The 24,247-nt window shown below is 72.9% G+C and carries 20 protein-coding genes; 12 read left to right on the forward strand and 8 right to left on the reverse strand.

From position 1 onward, the window contains the following. Positions 1–223: 223 nt before the first annotated feature. The gene (locus ACFW22_RS26450; RefSeq protein WP_386409064.1) at positions 224–1,732 is read right to left on the reverse strand and encodes a leucyl aminopeptidase; all 1,509 of its coding nucleotides are present in this window, start codon (positions 1,730–1,732) and stop codon (positions 224–226) included. Between the two features lie 303 nt (positions 1,733–2,035). On the opposite strand from ACFW22_RS26450, the gene ACFW22_RS26455 reads away from it, so the two are divergent. From ACFW22_RS26455 to ACFW22_RS26475, 5 genes are all read left to right on the forward strand, one after another. Then, positions 2,036–4,117: a hypothetical protein gene (locus ACFW22_RS26455; RefSeq protein WP_386409066.1), complete on the forward strand. Its 2,082-nt coding sequence runs from the start codon at positions 2,036–2,038 to the stop codon at positions 4,115–4,117. A 41-nt stretch (positions 4,118–4,158) separates the two neighbouring features. Next, the gene (pelF, locus tag ACFW22_RS26460) at positions 4,159–5,703 is read left to right on the forward strand and encodes a GT4 family glycosyltransferase PelF (protein ID WP_386409068.1); all 1,545 of its coding nucleotides are present in this window, start codon (positions 4,159–4,161) and stop codon (positions 5,701–5,703) included. A gap of 425 nt (positions 5,704–6,128) precedes the next feature. Next, positions 6,129–7,352, forward strand: a complete 1,224-nt coding sequence (locus ACFW22_RS26465; protein WP_386409070.1) for a hypothetical protein — start codon at positions 6,129–6,131, stop codon at positions 7,350–7,352. 7 nt (positions 7,353–7,359) lie between these two features. Next, positions 7,360–7,980, forward strand: a complete 621-nt coding sequence (locus tag ACFW22_RS26470; RefSeq protein ID WP_386409072.1) for a spherulation-specific family 4 protein — start codon at positions 7,360–7,362, stop codon at positions 7,978–7,980. Further along, positions 7,977–8,840 (forward strand): endo alpha-1,4 polygalactosaminidase, encoded by an 864-nt coding sequence (locus ACFW22_RS26475; RefSeq protein ID WP_386409074.1) that lies wholly within the window; start codon positions 7,977–7,979, stop codon positions 8,838–8,840. Before ACFW22_RS26470 ends, ACFW22_RS26475 begins: the two co-directional genes overlap by 4 nt. Positions 8,841–8,886: 46 nt before the next feature. Here the strand turns inward: ACFW22_RS26475 and cobS are convergent, their stop codons facing one another. Then, positions 8,887–9,651 (reverse strand): adenosylcobinamide-GDP ribazoletransferase, encoded by a 765-nt coding sequence (gene cobS, locus ACFW22_RS26480; protein WP_386409076.1) that lies wholly within the window; start codon positions 9,649–9,651, stop codon positions 8,887–8,889. Between the two features lie 67 nt (positions 9,652–9,718). Here cobS and ACFW22_RS26485 point away from each other — a divergent pair, with 67 nt between their 5' ends. Then, positions 9,719–10,486 (forward strand): hypothetical protein, encoded by a 768-nt coding sequence (locus ACFW22_RS26485; RefSeq protein WP_384882308.1) that lies wholly within the window; start codon positions 9,719–9,721, stop codon positions 10,484–10,486. Here the strand turns inward: ACFW22_RS26485 and ACFW22_RS26490 are convergent. From ACFW22_RS26490 to ACFW22_RS26505, 4 genes are all read right to left on the reverse strand, one after another. Then, positions 10,423–11,136: a hypothetical protein gene (locus ACFW22_RS26490; protein ID WP_386409078.1), complete on the reverse strand. Its 714-nt coding sequence runs from the start codon at positions 11,134–11,136 to the stop codon at positions 10,423–10,425. The genes ACFW22_RS26485 and ACFW22_RS26490 overlap by 64 nt on opposite strands. Continuing rightward, positions 11,133–12,911, reverse strand: coding sequence for a phosphatidylglycerol lysyltransferase domain-containing protein (locus ACFW22_RS26495; RefSeq protein ID WP_386409080.1), 1,779 nt, complete (start codon positions 12,909–12,911; stop codon positions 11,133–11,135). Before ACFW22_RS26495 ends, ACFW22_RS26490 begins: the two co-directional genes overlap by 4 nt. 103 nt (positions 12,912–13,014) lie before the next feature. Further along, positions 13,015–14,097, reverse strand: a complete 1,083-nt coding sequence (cobT, locus tag ACFW22_RS26500; RefSeq protein ID WP_386409082.1) for a nicotinate-nucleotide--dimethylbenzimidazole phosphoribosyltransferase — start codon at positions 14,095–14,097, stop codon at positions 13,015–13,017. Between the two features lie 47 nt (positions 14,098–14,144). Then, positions 14,145–15,347 (reverse strand): bifunctional adenosylcobinamide kinase/adenosylcobinamide-phosphate guanylyltransferase, encoded by a 1,203-nt coding sequence (locus ACFW22_RS26505; RefSeq protein WP_386409084.1) that lies wholly within the window; start codon positions 15,345–15,347, stop codon positions 14,145–14,147. A 91-nt stretch (positions 15,348–15,438) separates the two neighbouring features. On the opposite strand from ACFW22_RS26505, the gene ACFW22_RS26510 reads away from it, so the two are divergent. Further along, positions 15,439–15,645 carry a hypothetical protein gene (locus ACFW22_RS26510; RefSeq protein ID WP_386409086.1) on the forward strand — a complete coding sequence of 69 codons (207 nt, stop codon included), beginning with the start codon at positions 15,439–15,441 and terminating at the stop codon, positions 15,643–15,645. Between the two features lie 230 nt (positions 15,646–15,875). Here ACFW22_RS26510 and ACFW22_RS26515 read toward each other — a convergent pair whose 3' ends face one another. Both ACFW22_RS26515 and ACFW22_RS26520 read right to left on the reverse strand, forming a co-directional pair. Continuing rightward, positions 15,876–16,598, reverse strand: a complete 723-nt coding sequence (locus ACFW22_RS26515) for a class I SAM-dependent methyltransferase (RefSeq protein ID WP_386409105.1) — start codon at positions 16,596–16,598, stop codon at positions 15,876–15,878. Positions 16,599–16,717: 119 nt separating this feature from the next. Beyond that, positions 16,718–17,323, reverse strand: a complete 606-nt coding sequence (locus tag ACFW22_RS26520) for a DUF3043 domain-containing protein (RefSeq protein WP_386409089.1) — start codon at positions 17,321–17,323, stop codon at positions 16,718–16,720. 271 nt (positions 17,324–17,594) lie between these two features. Here ACFW22_RS26520 and ACFW22_RS26525 point away from each other — a divergent pair, with 271 nt between their 5' ends. The 5 genes from ACFW22_RS26525 to ACFW22_RS26545 all read left to right on the forward strand — a co-directional run bounded on the left by ACFW22_RS26525 (position 17,595) and on the right by ACFW22_RS26545 (position 24,111). Next, complete coding sequence (locus tag ACFW22_RS26525; protein ID WP_386409091.1) at positions 17,595–18,389, forward strand: PspA/IM30 family protein; 795 nt, start codon at positions 17,595–17,597, stop codon at positions 18,387–18,389. Positions 18,390–18,408: 19 nt separating this feature from the next. Then, positions 18,409–18,687 (forward strand): hypothetical protein, encoded by a 279-nt coding sequence (locus ACFW22_RS26530; protein ID WP_386409093.1) that lies wholly within the window; start codon positions 18,409–18,411, stop codon positions 18,685–18,687. A gap of 124 nt (positions 18,688–18,811) precedes the next feature. After that, complete coding sequence (locus tag ACFW22_RS26535; RefSeq protein ID WP_386409095.1) at positions 18,812–20,083, forward strand: sensor histidine kinase; 1,272 nt, start codon at positions 18,812–18,814, stop codon at positions 20,081–20,083. Further along, complete coding sequence (locus ACFW22_RS26540; RefSeq protein ID WP_386409097.1) at positions 20,080–20,769, forward strand: response regulator; 690 nt, start codon at positions 20,080–20,082, stop codon at positions 20,767–20,769. The genes ACFW22_RS26535 and ACFW22_RS26540 overlap by 4 nt, the downstream gene beginning before the upstream one ends. A 177-nt stretch (positions 20,770–20,946) precedes the next feature. Further along, entirely contained in the window at positions 20,947–24,111 is a 3,165-nt protein-coding gene (locus ACFW22_RS26545) for an efflux RND transporter permease subunit (protein ID WP_386409099.1), read from the forward strand. The last annotated feature ends 136 nt before the right edge of the window (positions 24,112–24,247 follow it).

Here is a 24,247-nt window from a genome sequence, read left to right on the forward strand (position 1 = left end):
TGGTGTCCGGCCGCTTTATTTCGGCCCTGTGGTGGGGGCCCTGTCCTGCCGAGAACCCATCTTCGCACTTGTTGACGGACGGCGGGACGCGGGGCCGGGCTCTGAGACGACCGATCGTCCGTACGGCCGGGTCACGAAGGCGTGTGAACCTACGGATTTCGTCGCGAGCGAACAGGAACGGCCCCGGGCACCGGGCCCGGGGCCGTCCTCGTCACGCGACCGCTCAGAGCTCGCCGGCCGCCGTGCGCTCGGCCAGCTTCACCAGGGTGCGGATCGAGGAGCCGGTGCCGCCCTTCGGGGTGTAGCCGTACGGGGCGCCCTCGTGGAAGGCCGGACCCGCGATGTCCAGGTGGGCCCAGGTGATGCCCTCGCCCACGAACTCCTGGAGGAAGAGGCCGGCCACCAGGCCGCCGCCCATCCGCTCGCCCATGTTGGCGATGTCGGCGGTGGGGGAGTCCATGCCCTTGCGCAGGTCCGCCGGGAGCGGCATCGGCCAGGACTGCTCGCCGACCTCGTCCGCGATCTCGTGGATCGCGGTCCGGTAGTCGTCGTCGTTGGCCATGATGCCGAAGGTGCGGTTGCCGAGCGCCATGACCATGGAGCCGGTCAGGGTCGCCACGTCGACGATCGCGTCCGGGTTCTCCTCGGAGGCCTTGGTCAGCGCGTCGGCGAGGACGAGCCGGCCCTCGGCGTCCGTGTTCAGGACCTCGACGGTCTTGCCGCTGTACATGTTCAGCACGTCACCCGGGCGGGTGGCGGAGCCGGACGGCATGTTCTCCGCAAGGGCGAGCCAGCCGGTGACGTTGACCTCCAGGCCGAGGCGGGCCGCCGCCACGACGGAGGAGAACACGGCGGCGGCACCGCTCATGTCGCACTTCATCGTCTCGTTGTGGCCGGCCGGCTTCAGCGAGATGCCGCCCGAGTCGTAGGTGATGCCCTTGCCGACCAGGGCGAGGGTCTTCTCCGCCTTCGGGTGGGCGTAGGCGATCCGGACCAGCCGCGGCGGGTTCTCGGATCCCTTGCCGACGCCCATGATGCCGCCGTAGCCGCCCTTGGCGAGCGCCTTCTCGTCGAGGACCTGGACCTTGAGGCCGTGCTCCTTGCCGGCGGCCTGGGCGGCGGCGGCGAAGGCGGCCGGGGTCAGCTCGTTCGGCGGCATGTTGATCAGGTCACGGGCGCGGTTCATCTCCCCGGCGACGGCCTGGGCGCGCTCGGCGGCGGCCTTGTAGGCCTTGTCGCGCGGCTTGGCACCGAGCAGGGCCACCTCGGCGAGGGGCTTCTTCGCGTCCTTGCCCTCCTCCTGGTACATGGTGAAGGAGTACGCACCGAGCAGCGCGCCCTCCGCGATGGCGGCGGCGTCCTCGGGGGCGGTGATCGGCAGCGCGAACGCGGCCTTCTTGGTGCCGGTCAGCACCCGGGCGGCGGTGCCGGCGGCACGGCGCAGCGCCTCGCCGTCGTACGCCTCGTCGTCCTCGGGGGCGGCGCCCAGGCCGACGGCCAGGACGACCGGGGCCTTCAGTGCGGCGGGGGCGGGCAACTTCGTCGCCTCACCCTCGGCACCAGAGGCGCCCAGGGTCTCCAGGACGGCGGCGAGCCGGCCTTCGAAGGCCTTGTCGACGGCCTCGGCGCCCGGGGCGACGACCAGCGCCTTCCCGGACTTCGCGACGCCGACGACGAGGACGTCGGCGCGCAGCGTCGCCGCGCCGGCAGTGCTGAGAGTGAGAGCAGTCACGGTGGTGAAATCTCGCTTCCATTGAGTTCTGTGGCGGTCGAGGGATGGGCCGACCGTGCCCGCCGCATCGTATTTCGGCCCGGAGAGCGCCGAGAACGAGCCTACGCTCGCTCGCCCGGTTCGCTCACGGCGGCAGTGATTCACTCATCCGTGGTGTCTCTTTCATGTTTACCCTTTCGGCCGCTGCGGCCCGGTCACACTCGCCTCATTCATGCAAGGGCGACACACCGTTCTTTGCCTCATCTGCGACATCTCCACGGAGCCTGCCGATTCGAGCGGGCTCCGTCGAGGGGGGATACCGCCATGGACTCCGACCGAATCCGTATGCCCGGAACCGCGTCCCGTCGAGCCCGCACGGCTCCTCGTACGGGCCGGATCGCGGCCCTCGCCGCCGCCGCGCTGCTCGCCACCATCGTCCCGTCCGCGCAGGCCGTCGCCGAGACGGCGCCCCGGGTGGACCTCACCGTCCTCGTCGTCGACGACGGCGGCAGCGCGGTCGGGGCGATCACCGCCGAGCTGCAGGGCTCCGGCGTCCCGTACCGCAGGATCGACCTCAACGACCCGAACCGGCCGGTCCTCGACACGGCCTTCCTCAGCGACACCGTCGGCGGACGCCCCCGCGCCAAGTACCAGGGTGTCGTCCTGCCCCACGAGAGCGCCTTCGGCCCCGACTCCGCCGAGCACACCGCCCTCCAGGCGTACGAGCGGACCTTCGGGATCCCGCAGGTCGACGCCTACACCTGGTCGCACCCCGGCGTCGGCCTCGACTACACCGACCAGGGGGGCTGGTCCGGCGTCCTCGACGGGACCACCGCCGGCATCACCGCGGCGGGCCAGGCGGGCCCCTTCCGCTACCTGGCGGGAGAGCTCACCTTCGAGGACAACGACCCCACGATCTCCGAGAGCTACGGATACGCGGGTCGCCCCCGTGCCGGCTACACCAGCTACGTCGACGTCCCCGTCGACGGCGGCGGCCGGGCCAGCCTCGTCGGCGAGTACGCGGCCGACGGGCGCCGCGAACTCGTCGTCACCTTCGCCTACAACCAGTACCAGCGGCAGTTCCGCGCCCTCGCCCGCGGCATCGTCGAATGGCTCACCCAGGGGGTCCACCTCGGGCAGGGCCGCAACTACCTCTCCGTCCACGTCGACGACGTCTTCGCACCCGACGCCCGCTGGGACACCGCCCTCAACTGCACCCCGGGCGACTTCGACTGCGTCGACGACGACGGCGAGGGCGTCAACCCGATCCGCATGACGGCCGCCGACGCCCAGTACGCCGCGGCCTGGCAGAAGTCCTCCGGCTTCACCCTCGACATGGTCTACAACGGCGGCCAGGGCGAGGAGTGGAAGGCCGAGCACGGCGGCACCGATGCGCTCACCGACCGGCTCGTCGCCGACCGGGCCCAGTACCGGTGGATCAACCACACCTACACCCATCCCTTCCTCGGCTGCGTCCAGGACAACAGCACCGTCCCCTGGAAGTGCGCCGAGAACGCCGCGGGAAGCACCCTCTGGGTCAGCCGCTCCGAAATCTCCCGCCAGATCCGCGACAACCACGACTGGGCCGTCGGCAAGGGCATCTCCGTCGACCGCAGCGAACTCGTCACCGGTGAGCACTCCGGCCTCAAGACCCTGCCCCAGCAGCCGGTCGACAATCCCCACCTCGCCGCCGCCCTCGCCGACAACGGCGTGAAGTGGATCGCGAGCGACAACTCCCGCGAACCCCAGCAGCGCCCCGTCGGCACCGGCGCCGCGAAGACCGTGCCCCGCCACCCCATGAACGTGTACTACAACGTCGGAACCGCCGCCGAGATGGCCGACGAGTACAACTGGGTCTACACCTCACGGGCCGACGGCGGAAGCGGCATCTGCGAGTCCAACCCGGCTTCCACCTGTCTGCCCGCCCCGCTCCCCACGGCCACCGGCTACGCCGACCACATCGTGCCCCAGGAAGCCCGCATCGCCCTCTCCCACGTCCTCGGCAACGACCCCCGACCGCACTACGTGCACCAGTCCAACCTGGCCGAAGAGCGCCTCCTCTACCCCGTCCTCGACCGGGTGCTCGCCGACTACCGGGCCCTGTTCGCACCGAACGCCCCCTTGGTGAACCCGGCCCAGAAGGACGTCGGCACCGAACTGAACCGCCGTGCCGCCTGGGACCAGGCCCTCGCCGCCGGGAAGGTCACCGCCTACCGCATCGGCACCACGGTCACCGTCAAGGCGCCCTCCGGCGTCACGGTTCCGGTCACCGCCCCCGAGGGCACCCGCAAGAAGCTCCTCCTCGGCAGCACCGCCTTCGGCACCGCCTACGCGGGCACCCGCTCCGCCTGGACCGCGCCCGAACCGCTCCAGACCGCCGTCACCCTCACGCTCCCGACCGCCTGAGCAGCGCGTCCCGACCAGCACTTCCCCGGGGGGAACCGCACATGCCGAGCAGTGGCCGTTACGTGACCATGCTCACCGAAGGCACCTATCCACACGTCCACGGCGGCGTCAGCACCTGGTGCGACCAACTCGTCCGCGGCATGCCCGAGGTCGACTTCGAGGTCCTCGCGCTCACCGGCAACGGCCGCGAACCCGTCACCTGGGAGCTGCCGCCCAACGTCATCCGGCACACCGCGTACCCCCTCTGGGGCCTCCCGCAGGGGGGGTGCGCCCCCGTCGGCGCGCGCCGACCCCTGCGGGGGCGCGAACGCCGCCGCTTCCTCGCCGCGTACGAGCGGCTGCTGCTCGCCCTCCTCGACCCCGAGGCGGACTGCGACTTCGGCTCCGGTCTGTACGAACTGGCCGAACTCGCCCGACAGGGACGGCTGACCGCCGCCCTCCGCTCCGAGCCGGCCCTCCGCTCCCTCATGTGGATCTGGACCATGCCGCACCTGCCGACGCTTGCGGCCCGGCCCACCGTCCACGACGCCCTCACCGCCACCGACCTCCTGGAGCACGCCCTGCGCCCGCTCGCCGCCCGGGTGGCGGACGGCAGCGTGGCCCACGCGGTCTCCAGCGGTCTCGCCACCCTGCCCGCCCTCGCCGCGCAGCACTTCGAGGGGGTGCCCTTCCTGCTCACCGAACACGGCATCTACCTGCGGGAGCGCTACCTCGGCTACCGCACCGAAGCCCAACGCTGGCCGGTCAAGGCGCTCATGCTCGGCTTCTACCGCGAACTCAACACCCTCGGCTACCGCAAGGCCGACCTCATCACCCCCTGCAACCAGTACAACCGGCGGTGGGAGGAGCGCGGCGGCGCCCCCGCCGCCCGCATCCGCACCGTCTACAACGGCGTCGACCCGGCGCTCTTCCCCGAAGCCGGACCCGAGCCCGAGATCCCCACCCTCAGCTGGTGCGGGCGCGTCGACCCCATCAAGGACCTGGAAACCCTGATCCGGTCCTATGCGATCTGCCGGGCCGAACTCCCCGCACTCCGGCTGCGGTTGTTCGGTCCGGTTCCGGCCGGGAACGAGGAGTACCTGACCCGGTTGGAGAAGCTCGCCGCCGAACTGGGTGTCGCCGACGGGGTGACCTTCGAGGGGCGCATCTCCGACGTCCCCTCCGCCTACGCGGCCGGCAGCGTGGTCATGCTCTCCTCCATCAGCGAGGGCTTTCCCTTCTCCCTCATCGAAGCCATGTCCTGCGGTCGGGCCACCGTCTCCACGGACGTCGGGGGAGTGCGGGAGGCCGTCGGGGACACCGGCATCGTCGTCCCGCCCCGAGAACCGGCCGTCATGGCCGCCGCCGTCTCCGAACTGCTCCGCGACGGCGCCCGACGCGCCGAACTGGGCCGCCGCGCCCGACAGCGGGTCGTCGACCGCTTCACCCTGCGCCGCTCGGTGGACGGCTTCCGCCAGATCTACCGCGAACTGGCGGGCGCCCGACCGCCGCAACCGGTGCCGTCGCCCCGGGAGCCGCTGCGCCTGAGCATTCCCGCCCCGCGCCGCACGTCCGCGGCCCTCGTCCCAGGAGGCACCCCGGCATGAGCGGCTCCCTCTGGCTGAAACCCCCCGCGGCGGGCGCAACGCCCCTTCCGGCGATCCCCCGCCCCCGGCGGGAACGTCCGTCCACCCGGCCGGGCCACGCCCCGCCCCCGGCCTCCGGGGCACGCCCGGAAAGCCGGCCGGCCGGCCGGGCCGCTCCCGGGACGGGGGGAGCGGTCCCGGGCGGTGCCCCGGCCCCACCCACGCCCCCGACCCCACCCACACCCTCACCCCCGGCCCCACCCACACCCCCGGCCCCCGTTCCGGACCCCGGGGGCTCCCGGACCGCGCCCCCCACCGTCCCCCCGCCCCCCGACGGAGACGGGCTCGCGGCAGATCCGCTCGACGAACTCACCGAGAGGCTCGGCGAACTCGCCGCCGCCGCCGTTCACCCGGACGAGATCGCCGCCGTCCTGGAGTCCGACGGCATGACCGACGACCACATCCGGCTCACCTACGGCCGCGCCGACTCCTTCGCGCTCGCCGAGGACCTCTACGCACGGGTGGAGCGCCACCACCCGGAGCCGGAGCCGCCGTCCGGCCGGGCCTGGCACAGCGAGCTCGCGGGCTGTCTGCTGCGCGGCCTCGTCTTCGCGCTCCCCGGTCTGGCATACGTCCTCGCCGCACCCCTGCTCGCCGGGGAGCAGGGCCGGTTCGGCCTGCCCGCCGGAACCGTCCCCCTGCTCGCCGGTGCCGTCACCGGTTGGGTCTGGAACCAGGCCCTGTCCCACCGCGCCCACACCTGGCTCGGTCTCGGCGACCGGCCCGCCGCCGCCCGCACCCTGCTCGTCGGCGCCCCGACCGGCGCCGCCGTCGGGACGGCCGTCGCCCTCGCGGCCGCAGCGCCCACCGAGACGGCCGCCACCGCCTTCGCCGCCGGGCAGTCGCTCTACCTCGCCGCCGCCACCGTCCTCCTGGTCCTCGGCCGCGAACGGGCCCTGCTCTGCGCCCTGCTGCCGCTCTCCGGCGCGGCACCCGCCCTCCACTGGGACCTCCCCGCCCTCCTGCGCGTCGGGCTCCTCCTCGCCCCGCTCACCGCCTCCGTCGCCCTCGCCGGGCTCGTGCTCCGCCCGGGCCTGCACCGGGGCGCCGGAGGCCGGGGCGGTCCCTCGCGCGCGGCCTCCCTCCCGTACGGCCTCTTCGGCCTCGGCAGCGGTCTGCTCGTCCTCCGTGCCGGCACGGGCGACACCCTGGTCAGCGGCGTGGGGGCGGTCATCGCGCTCACCCTCTCCATGGGGCCCGCCGAGTGGTTGCTGCACCGCTTCCGCGGCCAGGGCCTGAGCCGGCTGCGGACCCTCACCACGGCCCGCGAGTTCCGCCGGGCGATCACCGGCACCCTGGTGCTCTGCCTCGGCGGCTACCTCACCGTCCTGCTCGCCCTGGCCCTCGCCGCGGCCCTGGCCTGGCCGGGGGCGTCCTGGCCGACGCTCCCGCGCCTGATCACCCTGCTCCTCATCGGTGCCGTGCTCTGGCTCGGGCTGCTCCTCCAGGCGTTCGGCGCGGTGCTCAGCGCCGCCACCACCTGCTTGGTCGCGGCAGGAGCCCAGGCCGTGCAGCCCGCGGCGGGGCCGGCCGCCGCGGCGGGGGCGGCCACCGTGCTCGCCGTCCTGACCTGTGCTCTGCTGGTACGACCGACCGCCCACCGCCACTAGGGATGCCATGACGCCCCCCTCCCTCCTGGTGCCCTACTACGAGCACCCGGCCGAGCGACCCGAGGCCTGGTCGGCCCTCGTCGCCGCGGCCCCGTCGCTGTACGGCGTCGTCCTGAACCCGGCGAGCGGCGCGGGCGAGGCGCCCGACCCGGCGTTCGCCGGGGTCGCCGGGCGGCTCCGGGCGGCCGGGGTCCGGGTCCTCGGTTACGTGGACACCGCCTACGGCCGTCGCCCGCACGCCGAGGTGATCGCCGAACTGCTTCGCCACCGGGACTGGTACGGCGCCGACGGCGCCTTCCTGGACCAGGTGGCGACCGCACCCGCCGCGCTCGCCCACTACCAACGGATCGCGGTCGCCTCCCGGGCGGCCGGGGCCGCCACCCTCGTCTTCAACCACGGCGCCCAACCGGACCCCGGCTACGAGGCCCAGGCCGACCTCCTCGTCACCTTCGAGGGCCCCTGGGACACCTACCGGACCCTCTCCCTGCCGGTCGCCCCGCACTATTGCCACCTGGTCTACGCAGCCCCCGCCGAAGTGCGTCCGGCCACCCCGGTGCACTGCACCGTCCCGGGCACCGGTGCACACCCCTGGGGCACCCTTCCGCACCTCTTGGAGCCCGCCCGATGAGACGAGTCCGTGCGACGGCACGAGCGCACCCGACGAGCCGTTCCCCCCGCACCGGCCGCGCCCGCCCCGGGAGGCGCACGCCGCCCCTGCTCCTGGGGCTGCTCCTCCTCGCCACGGCCTGCGGCGGTGCTCCCGACTCCGATGCGAAGCCCCCCCGGGAGGACCGCTGGCGGCCGGTTCCGGGGCTCGCCTGGCAGTGGCAGCTCAGCGGCAGGCTCGACCCGACGGTCGACGTCCCGGTGTACGACATCGACGGCTTCGACCACCCGGCGTCCACCGTGCGGGACCTGCACGACCGGGGCCGCAAGGTGATCTGCTACCTCTCCACCGGCGCCTGGGAGGACTTCCGCCCCGATGCCGACGCCTTCCCGGAGTCACTGCTCGGCAAGGGCAACGGCTGGGAGGGCGAGCGCTGGCTCGACGTCCGCCGCACCGACCTCCTCGAACCCCTCATGGCGAAGCGCCTCGACATGTGCCGGGACAAGGGCTTCGACGCCGTCGAACCCGACAACATGGACGGCTACAAGAACGACACCGGCTTCCCCCTCACCGCCGCCGACCAACTGCGCTACAACCGGCTCGTCGCCCGCCTCGCCCATGAGCGCGGCCTCGCGGTCGGCCTCAAGAACGACCTGGACCAGATCCCGAAGCTGCTCCCGGACTTCGACTTCGCGGTCAACGAGCAGTGCGCGGAGTACGACGAGTGCGGTCGGCTCGCCCCGTTCGTCGCGGCGGGCAAGGCCGTCTTCCACGTCGAGTACGAGCTGACGACGGACCGGTTCTGCCCCCGGGCGAAGGAACTGGGCCTCAGTTCGATGCGGAAGAAGTACGAGCTGGGGGTGTGGCGGCAGCCCTGCTAGCAGCAGCGGCGCCGGTGGTCGCGCCCGGTCCGTGACCGGGCAGCGATCACCCCAGGGCCAGGGCGATCAGTGCCACCGTCGCCGTCGTCTCCTCGACCGCGCCGAACACGTCGCCGGTCACCCCGCCGAACCGTCGCACGCACCGGCGGAGCAGGAGGGCCGCCGTGCAGAGGGCCGCTCCGGCCGCCAGGACGTTGTGGATGGCCTGGTACGGGGACAGGAGCAGGCCCGCCGAGGCGCAGAGCACCAGGACGAGCCCGGTCAGGAGGGTGGCCGACCTGGTCGGGACGGTGGCGGCGACGATCGCGCCGAGGCCCTCCGGACGGGCCGCGGGAACGCCGTGGCGGGACGCGTGGGTGAGGGCGAGACGGGCGAGGACGGCGGTGAGGACGGCGGCGACCGTGCCGTGCACCCACCCCTCCTCGTACAGCTCGTACAGCGCGGCGACCTGGGCGAACAGGACGAAGACCAGGGCGATGACCCCGAACGGGCCGATGTCCGACTGCTTCATGATGCGCAGCGCGTCCTCGGCCGGTTTGGCGCTGCCGAGGCCGTCGGCGGTGTCCGCGAGGCCGTCGAGGTGGAGGCCCCGGGTGAGGGCGGCGGGGACCGCCGCGGTGACGACGGCGGCGAGCAGCGGCCCCGCGCCGAGCGCGAAGAAGGCCCCGCCGAGCGCGGCCGAGCAGAGGCCGAGGGCCAGACCGGCGACCGGGGCGCAGAGCATGCCGGCCCGCGCCGCGTCCCGGTCCCAGCGGGTGATGCGGGTGGGGAACACGGTGAGGGTTCCGAAGGCGAAACGCAGGCCGTCCATCCGGGCAGGGTAATCCTCGCCCTCGAACGGTAGATTGCGCATATCGCACATATCGGAACGGGGTGGCATGGGTCACTGGTTCTCCCGCAACATCGTCGAGCCGGGCAAGCTCCCGATGCTGCTCGCTCTGACCTCGTTCGTCCTGACTTTCCTGGTCACCCGTGCCGTCACCCGACTCATCCGGGCCGGGAAGGGGCCCTTCCGGAACGTTTCTTCCGGCGGGCTCCACATCCATCACGTCGTGCCCGGCGTCGTCCTCACGGTCCTCGGCGGCTTCGGCGCGGTGTTCAGCGGCCGGCACGGCGTCGGAGCGTCCGTCTTCGCGGTCGTCTTCGGGGTCGGCGCCGGTCTCGTCCTGGACGAGTTCGCGCTCATCCTGCACCTCGACGACGTGTACTGGTCGGAAGACGGCCGCAAGAGCGTCGAGGTGGTCGCGCTCACCGCGGCCCTGGTGGGGCTTGCGCTCGGCGGCTTCTCGCCGCTCGGCGTCGAGGGCGTGACCGCCGACGAACGGCAGGACCGTGCCACCGTCGTGCTCACCCTGGTGCTGAACTTCCTCTTCGTCCTGGTCGCGTTGGTGAAGGGGAAGTTCCGGATGGCCGTGTTCGGGACCTTCATCCCCTTCGTCGCGGTGGTCGGGGCGGTTCGCCTCGCCCGCCCCGGCTCCTGGTGGTCCCGACACTTCTACGGCCGTCGCCACCGGGCCAGGGCCCGGTCCCAGATCCGCACCTACCGGCACGACCGGCGCTGGACCAGATGGCGACGCCGCTTTCAGGACCTGATCGGCGGCTTCCAGGAACGCGTCCCCGGACGGGGGCCGACCCCGCCGGCCTGACGCCGCCCGCGCCGGCCCCGGACCGCGATCAGGACGAGGACGGCGATGATCGCCGCCAGGTGCTCCTTCCCCGCCAGGTTCGGCTTCACGAGCACCTCGACGACCATGGCGACGACGACGAGCGCCCCCGTCCACCGCGCCCCGTACCGCCAGCAGACGTACACGGCGAGGCCCACCACGGCCGCCGAGGGGCCGGTGTCGACGACCTGTGCGTCGGTGGCGGGCAGCCCGAGCGGGCCGTCCGGGCCGAGCGCGATGCCCAGGCGGGCATAGAGCGTGCCGGCCAGTGTCGCCAGATAGGCGAGGCCCAGCGTCCGCCACCGCCCGATGCAGATCTCGGCGATCCCGAACACCAGCAGCACCTGCGCGAGCGCGCCCCACACCGGCAGGTCGAGCGCGGGGACGAAGAGCGAGAGCGGCGTGCGGAGGAGGGCGGCCCACAGCGGGTCCTCGGCCCGCACCGACCCGACGGCCTGGACCGGTGGGTACCCCCAGTCCTGGTTCTGCACGACCTGCAAGAGCGCGGTGAGGCCGACGGCGGTCAGCGTCAGCGGAACCGCCCGCCACCCCCGGGTGACGAGTGCCGTCCGTACGGTGCCGAACAGGGGTCCCCACTCGCGGTGGACGAACCTCCGGACCCCGCGGATCAACGTCCGCCCTCCAGATGCCTGCGGTGCAGCCACTTCGGCAGTCCCGGAGCCTCCAGGAACCCCTCGGCGCGGCCGGCCGCGAGGCCGATGCGCAGCAGGTCGGCGCTTTTTTCGAAGAGCATGAACCGGGGCTCCCAGATCGGTCGGTACTTGGCGTTGGCGCGGTACAGCGACTCGATCTGCCACCAGCGGGAGAAGAAGCTGAGCAGGGAACGCCACATGCGCAGCACGGGTCCCGCCCCGAGCTTCGAGCCGCGTTCGAAGACGGACCGGAACATCGCGAAGTTCAGTGAGACCTGGGTGATCCCGATCTCCTCGGCCCGCTGGAGGAGTTCGATCACCATGAATTCCATCAGGCCGTTCTCGGATTCCCGGTCGCGGCGCATCAGGTCCAGCGAGAGGCCCTTCGGTCCCCAGGGGACGAAGGACAACAGGGCCCGCAGCTCGCCCCGTTCGTCGGTGCACTCCAGCATCACGCAGCGGCCGTCCCGGGGGTCGCCGAGCCGACCGAGCGCCATGGAGAAGCCGCGCTCGGTCGCGCCGTCCCGCCAGTCGTCCGCCTTGCGCAGCAGTGCGGCCATCTCCCCGGCGGGAATGTCCTCGTGGCGTCGGATCCGGACCTCGTACCCGGCCCGCTTCACCCGGTTGAAGGCCTGTCGGACCGTTCGCATGGCCCGTCCGTCGAGGGTGAACTCGTCGGTCTCCACGATCGCCTCGTCGCCCAGTTCCAGGGCGTCCAGCCCGTGCCGGCCGTAGATGACCCCGGCCTCCTCGCCGGCGCCCATCACCGCCGGGATCCAGCCGTGTTCGCGTGCCTCGGCGAGCCAGGGCTCGATGGCGCCGGGCCAGGCCTCGGGATCGCCGATCGGGTCGCCCGAGGCCAAGGACACCCCGCCGACCACCCGGTAGACGACCGCGGCCTTCTCGCTCGGCGACCAGACCGCGCTCTTCTCCCGGCGCAACGCGAAGTAGCCGAGCGAGTCCCGCTCGCCGTGCTTGTCGAGCAGCGCCCGCAGCCGCTCCTCGTCCTCCTCGGTGAGCGGATCGACGGCCCGCCGGGAGCGGAAGGCGGCGAAGAGCACCGCGAAGAGCAGCAGGGTGGACAGCACGTTGATGGTGACGTCGACCCAGCCGGGCGTGCTGATCCCGGCGAAGCGTGAGTCGTCGGACGCCAGCGTCACCAGCCGCATCAGGCCGTACTTCCAGCGGTCCGGGAAGCTGGAACTTCCGGTGGATTCGTTGGTGACGGTCACCAGGACGGCGGCGAGCAGCGAGGTGACGAGCAGTCCGCCGACCGCCACGGCCCCGGCGAGCAGGGGGTTGGAGCGGTCGCCCTTCGCGTAGAACTCCCTGCGGCCGAGGAGCAGCGCGAGCACGAAGGTCGCGGTCAGCACCAGCGAGATCCAGTTCTGGGTGTGCTGACGGATCTCCGGGAAGAGCATCACGAGCGCGAAGAGCAGCAGGAAGAGGCCGCTGAGCACCAGGTTGAGGATCCAGGCGGCCCGCTTGCGCCGCCGCATGGTGATCGCGAGGAAGAGGGTGAACACCCCCGAGGCGAAGCCCGCGGTGAGCAGGTACGGGGTGAAGTAGTCGTCCTGGTTGTGGCGGCGCAGGTCCTGCCCGAGCGAGACCCAGACGGCGCTCAGGAAGTTGATGAACGTCACGACGCGCAAGTACCAGACGGCGAACGTGGCGCTGCGCCGCGAACGGGTGGTGCTGCCCCGCGGGGTGCTGCTCCGGGTCACTGCTTCGGCAGACAAACGGACTTCTCCCATGAAAAGCGATCATATGGGGCGCCACTTGTCGTGCGGAGACGCCGGAGGCGGCCATGCGCGCGTCGCGCGTGACCGCCTCCGGAGCTGACGATTCCGTCTGGGCTCAGGCCTCCCCGTCCACACCTTCCACGGCGTCCGGAGTGGTCGGATCCGGGCGCTCGGGCAGCTCCGCGGCGAGTGCCGCCGCGGCCTGGACGAGGGGAAGCGCGAGCAGTGCCCCGGTTCCCTCACCCACATGGACGCCGTGGTCCAGCAAGGGGTTGAGCGCCATCCGGTCCAGTGCCTTCGTCTGCGCCGGCTCACCGCTCACCTGACCCGCCAGCCACCAGTCCGGCGCCCGGAAGGCCGCCCGCTGCGCCACGAGCGCGCACGCGGCTCCCACCACGCCGTCCAGGATCACCGGCATCCGCCGCACCGAGGCCTGCAGCAGGAACCCGGTCATCGCCGCCAGGTCCGCGCCGCCGACCGCGGAGAGCAGCTCCACCTGGTCGCCCAGCACCGGTCGGGCCCGCCTCAGCGCGTCCCGGATCGCCGCACACTTGCGCATCCACGCCAGGTCGTCGATCCCGGCACCGCCCCGGCCGGTCACCACCGAGGCGTCCGTGCCGCACAGCGCGGCGATCAGCGTGGACGCCGGGGTCGTCCCGCCGACGCTCAGGTCCCCGAGCACCACCAGATCGGTGCCCGAGTCGGCCTCCTCGTCGGCGATCGCGATGCCCAGCCGGACCGCTGCCTCGGCCTCCTCGACCGTCAGCGCGTCCTCGACGTCGATCCGCCCGCTGCCGCGCCGCACCCGGTGCCGCACCACCTCGGCGGGCAGCAGCTCCGGGGCACAGTCCACACCGGCGTCCACGACCCGCACCGGCACGCCCGTCGCGCGGGCCAGGACGGCCACCGGGCTCGTCCCCTCCAGCACCGCGCGCACCAACTCGTGCGTGGTGCCCGCGGTGCGGCCGGACACGTCGAGCGAGGCGATCCCGTGGTCGCCCGCGAACAGCACCGCCTTCGGCTGTTCGATCGCCCGCACCTTGACCGAGCCCTGCGCGGCCGACAGCCACTCGCCCAGCTCGTCCAGCCGGCCGAGCGCCCCCGGCGGCACGGTCAGCCGTTCCCGGCGCTCCTCGGCGTCACGCCGTATCCCGCCGTCGGGGCGCTCGATCAGATCGGAGAAGTCGTCCAGGTTCACGGGTTCCGCCTTGTGACAAATCAGCGAGGGCCATCGGTGATCGCACCCTACCCGCGCAGCACGAGGGCCTGCCCCGCGGCCACGAGGAGAACCTCCTCGCACTCCTCGGCGAAGGCGGCGTTCAACCGGCCCAGCTCGTCCCGGAACCGGCGCCCCGCGGCGGTCGCCGGCACCACCCCCGAGCCGACCTCGTTCGTCACCGCCACCACCGTGCGGCGCGTCGCCCGCACCGCCGCCACCAGCGCCGCCGTCCGCTCCCGCAGTGCCGCCCGTCCGCCCGCCGCCCAGGTGGCGTCGTCCCAGGCGCCCACCCGGTCCATGGCGTCCGTCAACCACAGGGACAGGCAGTCGATGAGCAGGGCCGGCCCGTCCGCCGCGAGCAGCGGGACGAGCTCGCAGGTCTCCGCGGTCCGCCACGAAGCGGGCCGCCGCTCCCGGTGCAGCCCCACCCGCTCGGACCACTCGGGATCGCCCTCCCGGGTGCCGCTCGTCGCCACGTACAGCACCTCGGGGAAGGCCTCCAGGCGCCGTTCCGCCTCCACCGACTTCCCGGAGCGGGCCCCGCCGGTCACCAGCGTCCGCCGGGGCACGTCCGGCAGTTCGTGGTACTCGCCGACGTACAGCGTCGTTCCGTCCGGCACCGTCCGCGCCCCCGCCGCCGCGAGCCGCCGCTCCAGCTCGGGGCCCGTCGGCACGTCGTGGTCCAGGTGCACCGCGATCACCTCGGTGGTGGGACCCACCGCACCGGTCGCCCGCAACCGGGCGAGCCCGTCCGGCCGGCCCGTGACGTCGGCGACGACCATGTCGTACGGCTGCAGGCCGTTCCCGTTCAGGCCCGCAGCGGCCCCGCCCGGCGGCAGGTAGAGCAGCCGTTCGCCGTCGGCCGAGACCACTTCGTACCCGGTGCCGGGGGAGTCCATCGCCACGGCCCGCACCCGGTGACCGCTGATCAGGGTCAGCTCCCGTCCGTCCGGCACCCGCCCCGCGGTGGGAAGTCCGGCGGGCACGTCCACGGCGGGTCCGTCGTGCGGATGGGTCAGCAGCACCTGCCGCACCCCCACCAGGGAATGCCCCGACCGGGCGGCGGCGAGCGCGGCCCCCGGGGTCAGGTCGAGCAGCAGGGCCCCGTCCACGAGCAGCGCCGTCGCGGCCCGGGCCCGGGGCCCGAGGGAACGGGCGCACACCGCGCAGGGGCAGTCGGGGCGGGGGAGTCCGGGGGGTGCGCCGGTGCCGAGCAGAGTCAGTTCCACCCTCAGATCCTCCCGCGCCGCCGCTGGGCGTGCGCGCCCGGCTACGCTGCGGGCAGGAAACCGATCATCCGGTGAGCGCCAGGAGGCGTACATGGCATGGACGTGGCGGTTCGAGAAGTCCGACGGCACCGAGGTCGAGCCGGTGGTGGCTCCGGAGGAGTTCACCACCCAGGGCGACGCCGAGAGCTGGATCGGTGAGCACTGGCGCGACCTCCTCTCGGGCGGTGCGGACCAGGTGACCCTCTCGGAGGACGGGGCCAAGGTCTACGGTCCGATGCCCCTCGACGCGGAGGGGTAGCGCCGAGGGCCGGAACGGTCCACCGGTCGGTGACGACCGGCACGGCCCCGCCGTGCCGCCGCGCCGCCCGGCCGCCTTCCGGCCACGGCACCCGGTCACCGGCAGGGGAGGCGTGGGGGCGCGGGGCACCGCACCGTCCACGTCGCCCCGGCCCTTCGTGGTCCTTCGTGGTCCTTCGGCACCACGGCACGGGATCCGGGGCGGTACCCGGGTGTCCGTCCGGGCGTCGGTCAGCCGCGGACCCCGCACAGGTGCAACAGCCCCGCGACCCGGCGGTACGGTTCCGTGCGTCCCGCCCGGTCCTCCGCGGCGAGCAGCCGTTCCAGCTCCTCCGCGGCCGGAAGTCCGGCGTCCGCCGGGAGGTCCTCGGTGAAGACCCGCACCCCGTACCAGGCGTGCAGCGGTGCCGCGATCCCCGCGAGGGTCATCGTGAGCACGTCCAGCCGGTCGGCCCGCACCTTCGTGCCGTTGTCATCGGTGTAGACGTCCGAGTCGAAGGCGGCGAGCGCCCCCGACCAGTCGCCGGCGAGCCCCGGCCGCATGGCGAGGGCCTCGGCGTTCCGCACCACCAGGGACAGCAGGCCGCCGGGGGCCAGCATCCGGGCCAGGCCCGCGAGCAGTGCGTCCGGCTCGTCCGCGTACATGATCACGCCGTGGCAGAGGACGACGTCGAAGCTGCCGGGCAGGAAGTGCACCCCGGTCTCGCGCCCGTCGCCCTGGATCAGCCGGACCCGCTCGCGGATTCCGGCGGGCTCCGTCGCCAGCGATTCCCGTGCCGTCTGCAACAGCTCGGGGTCGGACTCCAGACCGGTCACGGTGTGCCCGGCCCGCGCCAGGCGCAAGGCCTGGGTGCCCTGCCCCATGCCGGCGTCCAGGATGCGCAGCCGCTGTCCCACCGGGTAGCGGCCGGTTATCTGCTCGTCGAGCTGACGGGCGACGAGCTCCTGCCGGATGGTGTCACGAAGGCCGCCGGGGCCGGCGGGCCAGTGCGTGACGACGGGCAGGACCGGGCCTTCCGGCTCCGACGTGGCCGTACCGAAGGCGGCCCCGTCGAACTCCGAGCCTTCGGCAGTCAGGGTCGCTCTCCGCGCTTGACCTGGGGTTTCGGCAGACGCAGTCGGCGCATCTGGAGCGTGCGCATCAAGCCGTAGGCGATGGCGCCCCGCTTCGGCTCGTTCGGGAAGCGCTCCTTCAGCTGCTTCCGGAGACGGATCCAGATGCCGATCGAGTCGAGCACGATCAGGATGATCACGCCGAGCCAGAGCAGCAGGGAGATGTTCTGCAGGCCCGGGTTCTTGTTGCCGAAGATCGACAGCACGAGGATCACCACGGCCATCGGCAGGAAGAACTCGGCGATGGCGAACCGCGAGTCGACGAAGTCGCGCACGAAGCGGCGCACCGGACCCTTGTCGCGGGCCGGCAGGTAGCGCTCGTCGCCGCTGGCCAGCGCCTCGCGCTGGCGGGCCAGGTCGGCGCGGCGTGCCTCGCGCTGCCGCTTGGCGGCCTCCTTGCGGTCGGTCGGCACCTTCGCGGCGCGACGGCGCTGTGATTGCGCCTCGCTCCGCTTCGGGGTCGGGCGGCCCTTGGGGGCCTCGGGGTCGCGGGGCTGCTTGGTGGAGAGGTCCGCCGTCACCTTGTCGGTGGGGGCCTTCTCGTCCTTCGAACGGCTACGGAACACAAAGCCCAAGGGTACGGGGTGGTGGGCATGAACCCCGTGCAGGGCGGGAACGATCTGCTAACGGACTGCGTCTTGGGCGGTGTGCGCGCGGGGCGGGCGTGGTCTCCCCGGGGTCCGTCTACTCCCTGCGCGGGAGGAAACACCGCACGCATTCGTCCTTGGGGAGGAGCGCATCCCGCTCCGAACAGTGCGGTAATGGAGGCAGGGCCCGTACTGTGGATCCTGTTGAAGAGCTGGAGCCGAGTCCGTCAGAAGGGGGCGCGCGAAGCCCATGAGCGGTGTCATGAAGCGTATGGGGATGATCTTCCGCGCGAAGGCGAACAAGGCCCTTGACCGGGCCGAGGATCCGCGGGAGACGCTCGATTACTCCTACCAGAAGCAGCTGGAGCTGTTGCAGAAGGTCCGTCGGGGCGTGGCCGACGTCGCCACCTCCCGCAAGCGGCTCGAACTCCAGCTGAACCAGCTGCAGGGCCAGTCCGCCAAGCTGGAGGACCAGGGCCGCAAGGCGCTGGCACTCGGCCGCGAGGACCTGGCGCGGGAAGCGCTGTCCCGTCGGGCCGCGCTGCAGCAGCAGGTCAGCGACCTGGAGGTGCAGCACCAGACGCTGCAGGGCGAAGAGGAGAAGCTGACCCTCGCCGCCCAGCGCCTCCAGGCCAAGGTGGACGCCTTCCGTACCAAGAAGGAGACCATCAAGGCGACCTACACGGCGGCCCAGGCGCAGACCCGGATCGCCGAGTCCTTCTCCGGCATCTCCGAGGAGATGAGCGACGTCGGCCTCGCGATCCAGCGGGCCGAGGACAAGACCGCCCAGCTCCAGGCGCGTGCCGGCGCGATCGACGAGCTGCTCGCCTCGGGCGCCCTGGACGACCAGTCCGGCCTCGGCAAGGACGACATCCAGGCGGAGCTGGACCGCCTCTCCGGCGGCACGGACGTCGAGCTGGAGCTCCAGCGCATGAAGGCCGAACTGGCCGGGGGTCCCTCGGCGCAGCAGCAGGCCATCGAGGGCGGTGGCGCGTCCGCGCCGCAGGACCGCACTCAGCAGTCCCACCCTCGCTTCGAGAAGTAGGCGACAGACAGGACGCGTCATGATCGTGCGGATCATGGGGGAGGGCCAGTGGAAGCTGGCCGACACCCACGTCGTCGAGCTGAACAAGCTCGACGACGAGCTGCTCGTGGAGATGGAGTCGGGCGATGCGGAGGGGTTCCGGCGCACGCTCGGCGCCCTCCTCGACGCCGTCCGGCGGCTCGGTGCGCCCCTCCCGGACGCCGCCCTCGAACCCTCGGAGCTGATCCTTCCGGCCCCGGACGCGAGCTTGGAAGAAGTCCGGGCGATGCTCTCGGACGACGGCCTCATCCCGGGCTGACCCCCGGCCCGGCCGGATCCCGCCGCCCCGGGGCAGCGGGATCCGCCGGACGCTGCTCACCGAGCCCGAGCCCGAGCCCGCGGCCGGGACCCGGGCCGGTCGGCGCCCCGTACCGTTGTCTCCCGTGACGCCCACCGGCCCCACCCCCGACAGCCCCTCCAGTCAGCTGCCCCTCCTCGACTGGTTCCGCGCGCATCCGCTCGCCTTCGACGCGGCGATCGCCGCCGGCGCGCTCGTCTGCATGGTCGCCGCGTCCCTCACCGACCCGCACGGCAGTCCTGACGGACCCACCTTCGGGGACCACCGGCCCGACGCCTGGAGCGTCCTGATCATGGTCGCGGGGGCCGCCGCGCTGGTGCTGCGCCGCCGCAGCCCCTTCGCCGTGCTGTTCTTCACCGTGACGATCAGCCTCTGCGAGCTGGTCACCGACACCAAGCCCGCCCCCATCGCGATGAGCGCCGTCATCGCGCTCTACACCGTGGCCTCCCGCACCGACCGGCCCACCACCTGGCGGGTCGGCCTGGTCACCATGACGGTGCTCACCGCCGCGGCCATGGTCGCCGGGCCCACCCACTGGTACGCCCAGGAGAACCTCGGCGTCTTCGCCTGGACCGGCATGGCGGCGGCGGCCGGGGACGCCGTCCGCAGCCGCCGGGCGTTCGTGGACGCGATGAGGGAGCGGGCCGAACGGGCCGAGCGGACCCGGGAGGAAGAGGCCGGGCGCCGGGTCGCCGAGGAGCGGCTGCGCATCGCCCGCGACCTCCACGACGTCGTCGCCCACCACATCGCCCTGGTGAACGTCCAGGCCGGGGTCGCCGCCCACGTCATGGACAAGCGCCCCGACCAGGCCAAGGAGGCCCTCGCCCACGTCCGCGAGGCCAGCCGCTCCGCCCTCGACGAACTGCGCGCCACCGTCGGCCTGCTGCGCCAGTCCGGCGACCCGGAGGCGCCCACCGAACCGGCCCCGGGCCTCGCCGTCCTCGACGGGCTGCTCGACAGCTTCCGCAAGGCCGGCCTCCCCGTCGCCCTGGCCCGCACCGACGAGGGCCTGGCGCTTCCGGCCGCGGTCGACCTGGCCGCGTACCGGATCGTGCAGGAGGCCCTGACCAATGTGCGCAAGCACGCCGGACCGGAGGCGGCGGCGGAGGTGAGCGTCATCCGGGTGGGGCGCACGGTCGAGATCACCGTCCTCGACGACGGCACGCCCCCGACCGTTCCGTCCCGGGCCCCGGAGCTGCCGCCGGTCGGCGGCCACGGTCTGCTCGGGATGCGGGAACGGGTCGGCGCCCTCGGCGGCACCCTCACCGCAGCCCCCCGTTACGGCGGCGGCTTCCGCGTCCAGGCGATACTGCCGGTGACCTCCCGCGCCGAGGAGGAGGGAAGGGGCCCCGCATGACGATCCGGGTACTGCTCGCCGACGACCAGGCCCTGCTCCGCAGCGCCTTCAAGGTCCTGGTGGACTCCGAGCCCGACATGGAGGTCGTGGGGGAGGCGCCCGACGGCGCCCGGGCGGTCGAGCTCGCCCGCTCCGCCCGGCCCGACGTGGTCCTGATGGACATCCGGATGCCGGGCACCGACGGCCTCGCCGCGACCCGGATGATCAGCGCCGACCCCGAGCTCGCCGAGGTACGGATCGTCATGTTGACCACGTTCGAGGTCGACGAGTACGTCGTGCAGTCGCTGCGCGCCGGTGCTTCCGGCTTCCTCGGCAAGGGGGCCGAGCCGGAAGAGCTGCTCGGCGCCATCCGGATCGCCCACGCCGGCGAGGCCCTGCTCTCCCCGGCCGCCACCAAGGGCCTGATCACCACCTTCCTCGCCCAGGGGACGGGGGCGGACGCCGCGGGGGCGGGCGCCCGAGCCCGTACCGAACGGCTCGCCGCGCTCACCGCCCGGGAGCGCGAGGTCCTCGTCCTCGTCGCCGGCGGGCTGTCCAACGACGAGATCGCCGAGCGGCTCGAGGTCAGCCCGCTCACCGTGAAGACACACGTCAACCGGACCATGTCCAAGCTCGGCGCCCGTGACCGGGCCCAGCTGGTGGTGACGGCCTACGAGTCGGGCCTGGTACGCCCGAGGGCGGACTGACCGGAGGCCCCGGCGTACTCCAGACGCGGTATGCGCGGCACGTGGAAGTGGACCCGAGGGCCGAAGACTTCCGGCTGCCGATGGCAGATCGTGGGGGCGGGGGCGCGCCCGGCCGACCCGGCCGGGGTCCCGGCCTGCTCCCGCCCGTCGACGAGTACGCCACAGAAGAGAGACCCCATGTCCTGGCTGTCCAGATTCAGCCTCGCGCAACGGGCCCTGATCGGGCTGATGTCCATCGTCGCGATCGTGTTCGGCGCGATCGCGATCCCGCAGCTGAAGCAGCAGTTGTTCCCCTCGATCGAGCTCCCCATGGTCTCGATCCTCGCCCCGTACCAGGGGGCCTCTCCCGATGTGGTCGAGAAGCAGGTCGTCGAGCCGCTGGAGAACAACCTGAAGGCCGTCGACGGCCTCACGTCGGTCACCTCCACCGCTTCCGAGGGCATGGCCCTCGTGATGGCCTCCTTCGACTACGGCGACGAGTCGACGAAGCAGCTCGTCGCCGACGTCCAGCAGGCGGTCAACCGCGCCCGTGCCCAACTGCCCGGCACCGTTGACCCCCAGGTGATCGCCGGCTCGACCGACGACATGCCGACCGTCGTCCTCGCCGCCTCCTCGGACAAGGACCCGCAGGCGCTCGCCGACCAGCTGGAGCGGACCGTCGTGCCCGCCCTCCAGGACATCGAGGGCGTCGGCCGGGTCACCATCAGCGGCGTCCAGGACCTCCAGGTCTCCGTCACTCCGGACGAGCGGAAGCTCGCCGCGGCCGGACTGAACACCATGAAGCTCGCCGAGGCCCTCCGCTCCGGCGGCGCGACGATGCCCGCCGGCGCCTTCTCGGAGGCCGGCAGGTCCCGCACGATCCAGGTCGGCGGCGGCTACACCTCCCTGCAGCAGATCGAGGACCTCCGCATCCCGGCGGCCGTCCCCGGACGCGGCAAGGCGGTCCGCCTGGGCGACGTCGCCACCGTGCGGCAGGAGGAGGCGCCGCGCACCTCCGTCACCCGCACCAACGGCAAGCCCAGCCTCGCCGTCATGGCCACCATGGACAAGGACGGCAGCGCCGTCACCATCTCCGACGCCGTCGAGGAGAAGCTGCCCGAGCTGCGCCGCGACCTCGGCGCCGGTGCCCGTCTGACCGTCGTGTCGGACCAGGGGCCGGCCGTCGCGAAGGCCGTCTCCGGCCTGACCACGGAGGGCGCTCTCGGCCTCGTCATGGCCGTCCTGGTGATCCTGGTCTTCCTCACGTCGATCCGCTCGACCCTGGTGACCGCGGTCTCCATCCCGCTCTCGGTCGTCCTCGCCCTCATCGTGCTGTGGACCCGTGACCTCTCGCTCAACATGCTGACGCTCGGCGCCCTCACCATCGCCGTCGGCCGGGTCGTGGACGACTCGATCGTGGTCCTGGAGAACATCAAGCGGCACCTGGGCTACGGCGAGGAGCGCCAGGCCGCCATCCTCACCGCGGTCCGCGAGGTGGCCGGCGCCGTCACCTCCTCGACCCTCACGACCGTCGCGGTCTTCCTGCCGATCGGTCTGACCGGCGGCATGATCGGCGAGCTGTTCGGCTCGTTCTCGTTGACGGTCACGGCGGCCCTGCTGGCCTCGCTGCTCGTCTCCCTGACGGTGGTTCCGGTGCTTTCGTACTGGTTCCTGCGTGCTCCCAAGGGCACTCCGGAGGACCTGGCGGAGGCCCGCAGGCTTGCCGAGGAGAAGGAGGAGAAGAGCCGTCTCCAGCGCCTGTACGTACCGGTGCTGCGGTTCGCGACCGGGCGCCGGGGGACGAGCCTGCTCGTCGCCCTCGTCGTCCTGGTCGGCACCTTCGCCATGACTCCGCTGCTCAAGACGAACTTCTTCGACCAGGGCGAGCAGGAGGTCTTCACCATCCGGCAGGAGCTCCCGCCCGGCACCAGCCTGGGTGCCTCCGACGAAGCCGCGAAGAAGATCGAGGGCGTCCTGGCGAAGACCGAGGGCGTGAAGGACTACCAGGTCACCGTCGGTTCCTCGGGCTTCATGGCGGCCTTCGGCGGGGCCACCGGGTCGAACCAGGCCTCCTACAAGGTCAGCCTGCACGACTCCGCTTCGTACGAGGAGACCCGCGAGAAGATCGAGAAGGGGATCGGCGCCCTCGACGGGATCGGGGACACCACCATCTCGGCGGGCGAGGCCTTCGGCTCCCAGGACCTCAAGGTGATCGTCAAGGCCTCCGACCCGCAGGTCCTCACGGAGGCGTCGGAGCAGGTCCGGGTCGCGATCGCCGGGCTCGAGGACGTCAGCGACGTCCAGAGCGACCTGGCGCAGTCCGTCCCGCGGATCTCGGTGAGGGCGAAGGCCGGGGCGGCCGACGCCGGCTTCGACACCGCCTCGCTCGGCGCGATCGTCGCCCAGGCCGTCCGGGGCACTCCGGCCGCCAAGGCGACCCTCGACGACGCCGAGCGGGACGTGCTCATCACCTCGGCCCGCCCGGCCACCACGCTGGCCGAGCTCAGGGCCCTGCCGCTCGGCCCGGTGAAGCTGGGCGACGTCGCCACCGTCGAACTCGTTCCCGGTCCGGTCTCGATGACGCGGATCGACGGTGCCCGCGCCGCGACGATCACGGCCAAGCCGGTCGGTGACAACACCGGTGCGGTGAGCGCCTCGCTGCAGGGCGAGCTCAAGGAGCTCGACCTGCCGGCGGGTGCGACCGCCACCATCGGCGGGGTCACGGAGGACCAGAGCGAGGCCTTCCTCAATCTGTTCCTGGCGATGCTCGCGGCCATCGCGATCGTCTTCATGCTCCTGGTGGCGACCTTCAGGTCGCTGGTCCAGCCGCTGATCCTGCTGGTTTCGATTCCGTTCGCGGCCACCGGCGCGATCGGCCTGCTCGTGGCGACCGGCACGGCGATGGGCGTCCCGGCGATGATCGGCATGTTGATGCTCATCGGCATCGTCGTCACCAATGCGATCGTTCTGATCGACCTGATCAACCAGTACCGGGCGCAGGGCCTGGGGGTCGTCGAAGCGGTGATCGAGGGCGGCCGGCACCGGCTCCGTCCGATCCTGATGACCGCCCTGGCGACGATCTTCGCCCTGCTGCCGATGGCCCTCGGCATCACCGGCGAAGGCGGCTTCATCGCCCAGCCGCTGGCGGTGGTGGTGATCGGCGGTCTGATCACCTCGACGCTGCTGACGCTGCTCCTGGTGCCGACGCTCTACGCGATGGTGGAGCTGCCCAAGCAGCGCCGTGCGGAACGGAAGGCGGTGGAGCGGGCGACCCGGGACGAGGGGGAGGGCGCCGAGCCCGGGCTCCCGCAGCAGTCCGACGCGGCCCCGCGGGACGCGCGACTGGAGGACGCCCTGGACTGAGGCCCTGGGCGACGCCCGGAGGGGGGGGGGGCCCCCCCCCGCCGGGCCCCCCCCCCCCCCGGGTGGGCCGCGGCCCCCCCCCCCCCCCCGGCCCCGGAGGGCCGGGCCCCCCCCCCCCCCCCGCGCGCGGGGGGCG

This window comes from Streptomyces sp. NPDC058872, assembly GCF_042743065.1.
Lineage (GTDB): Bacteria > Actinomycetota > Actinomycetes > Streptomycetales > Streptomycetaceae > Streptomyces.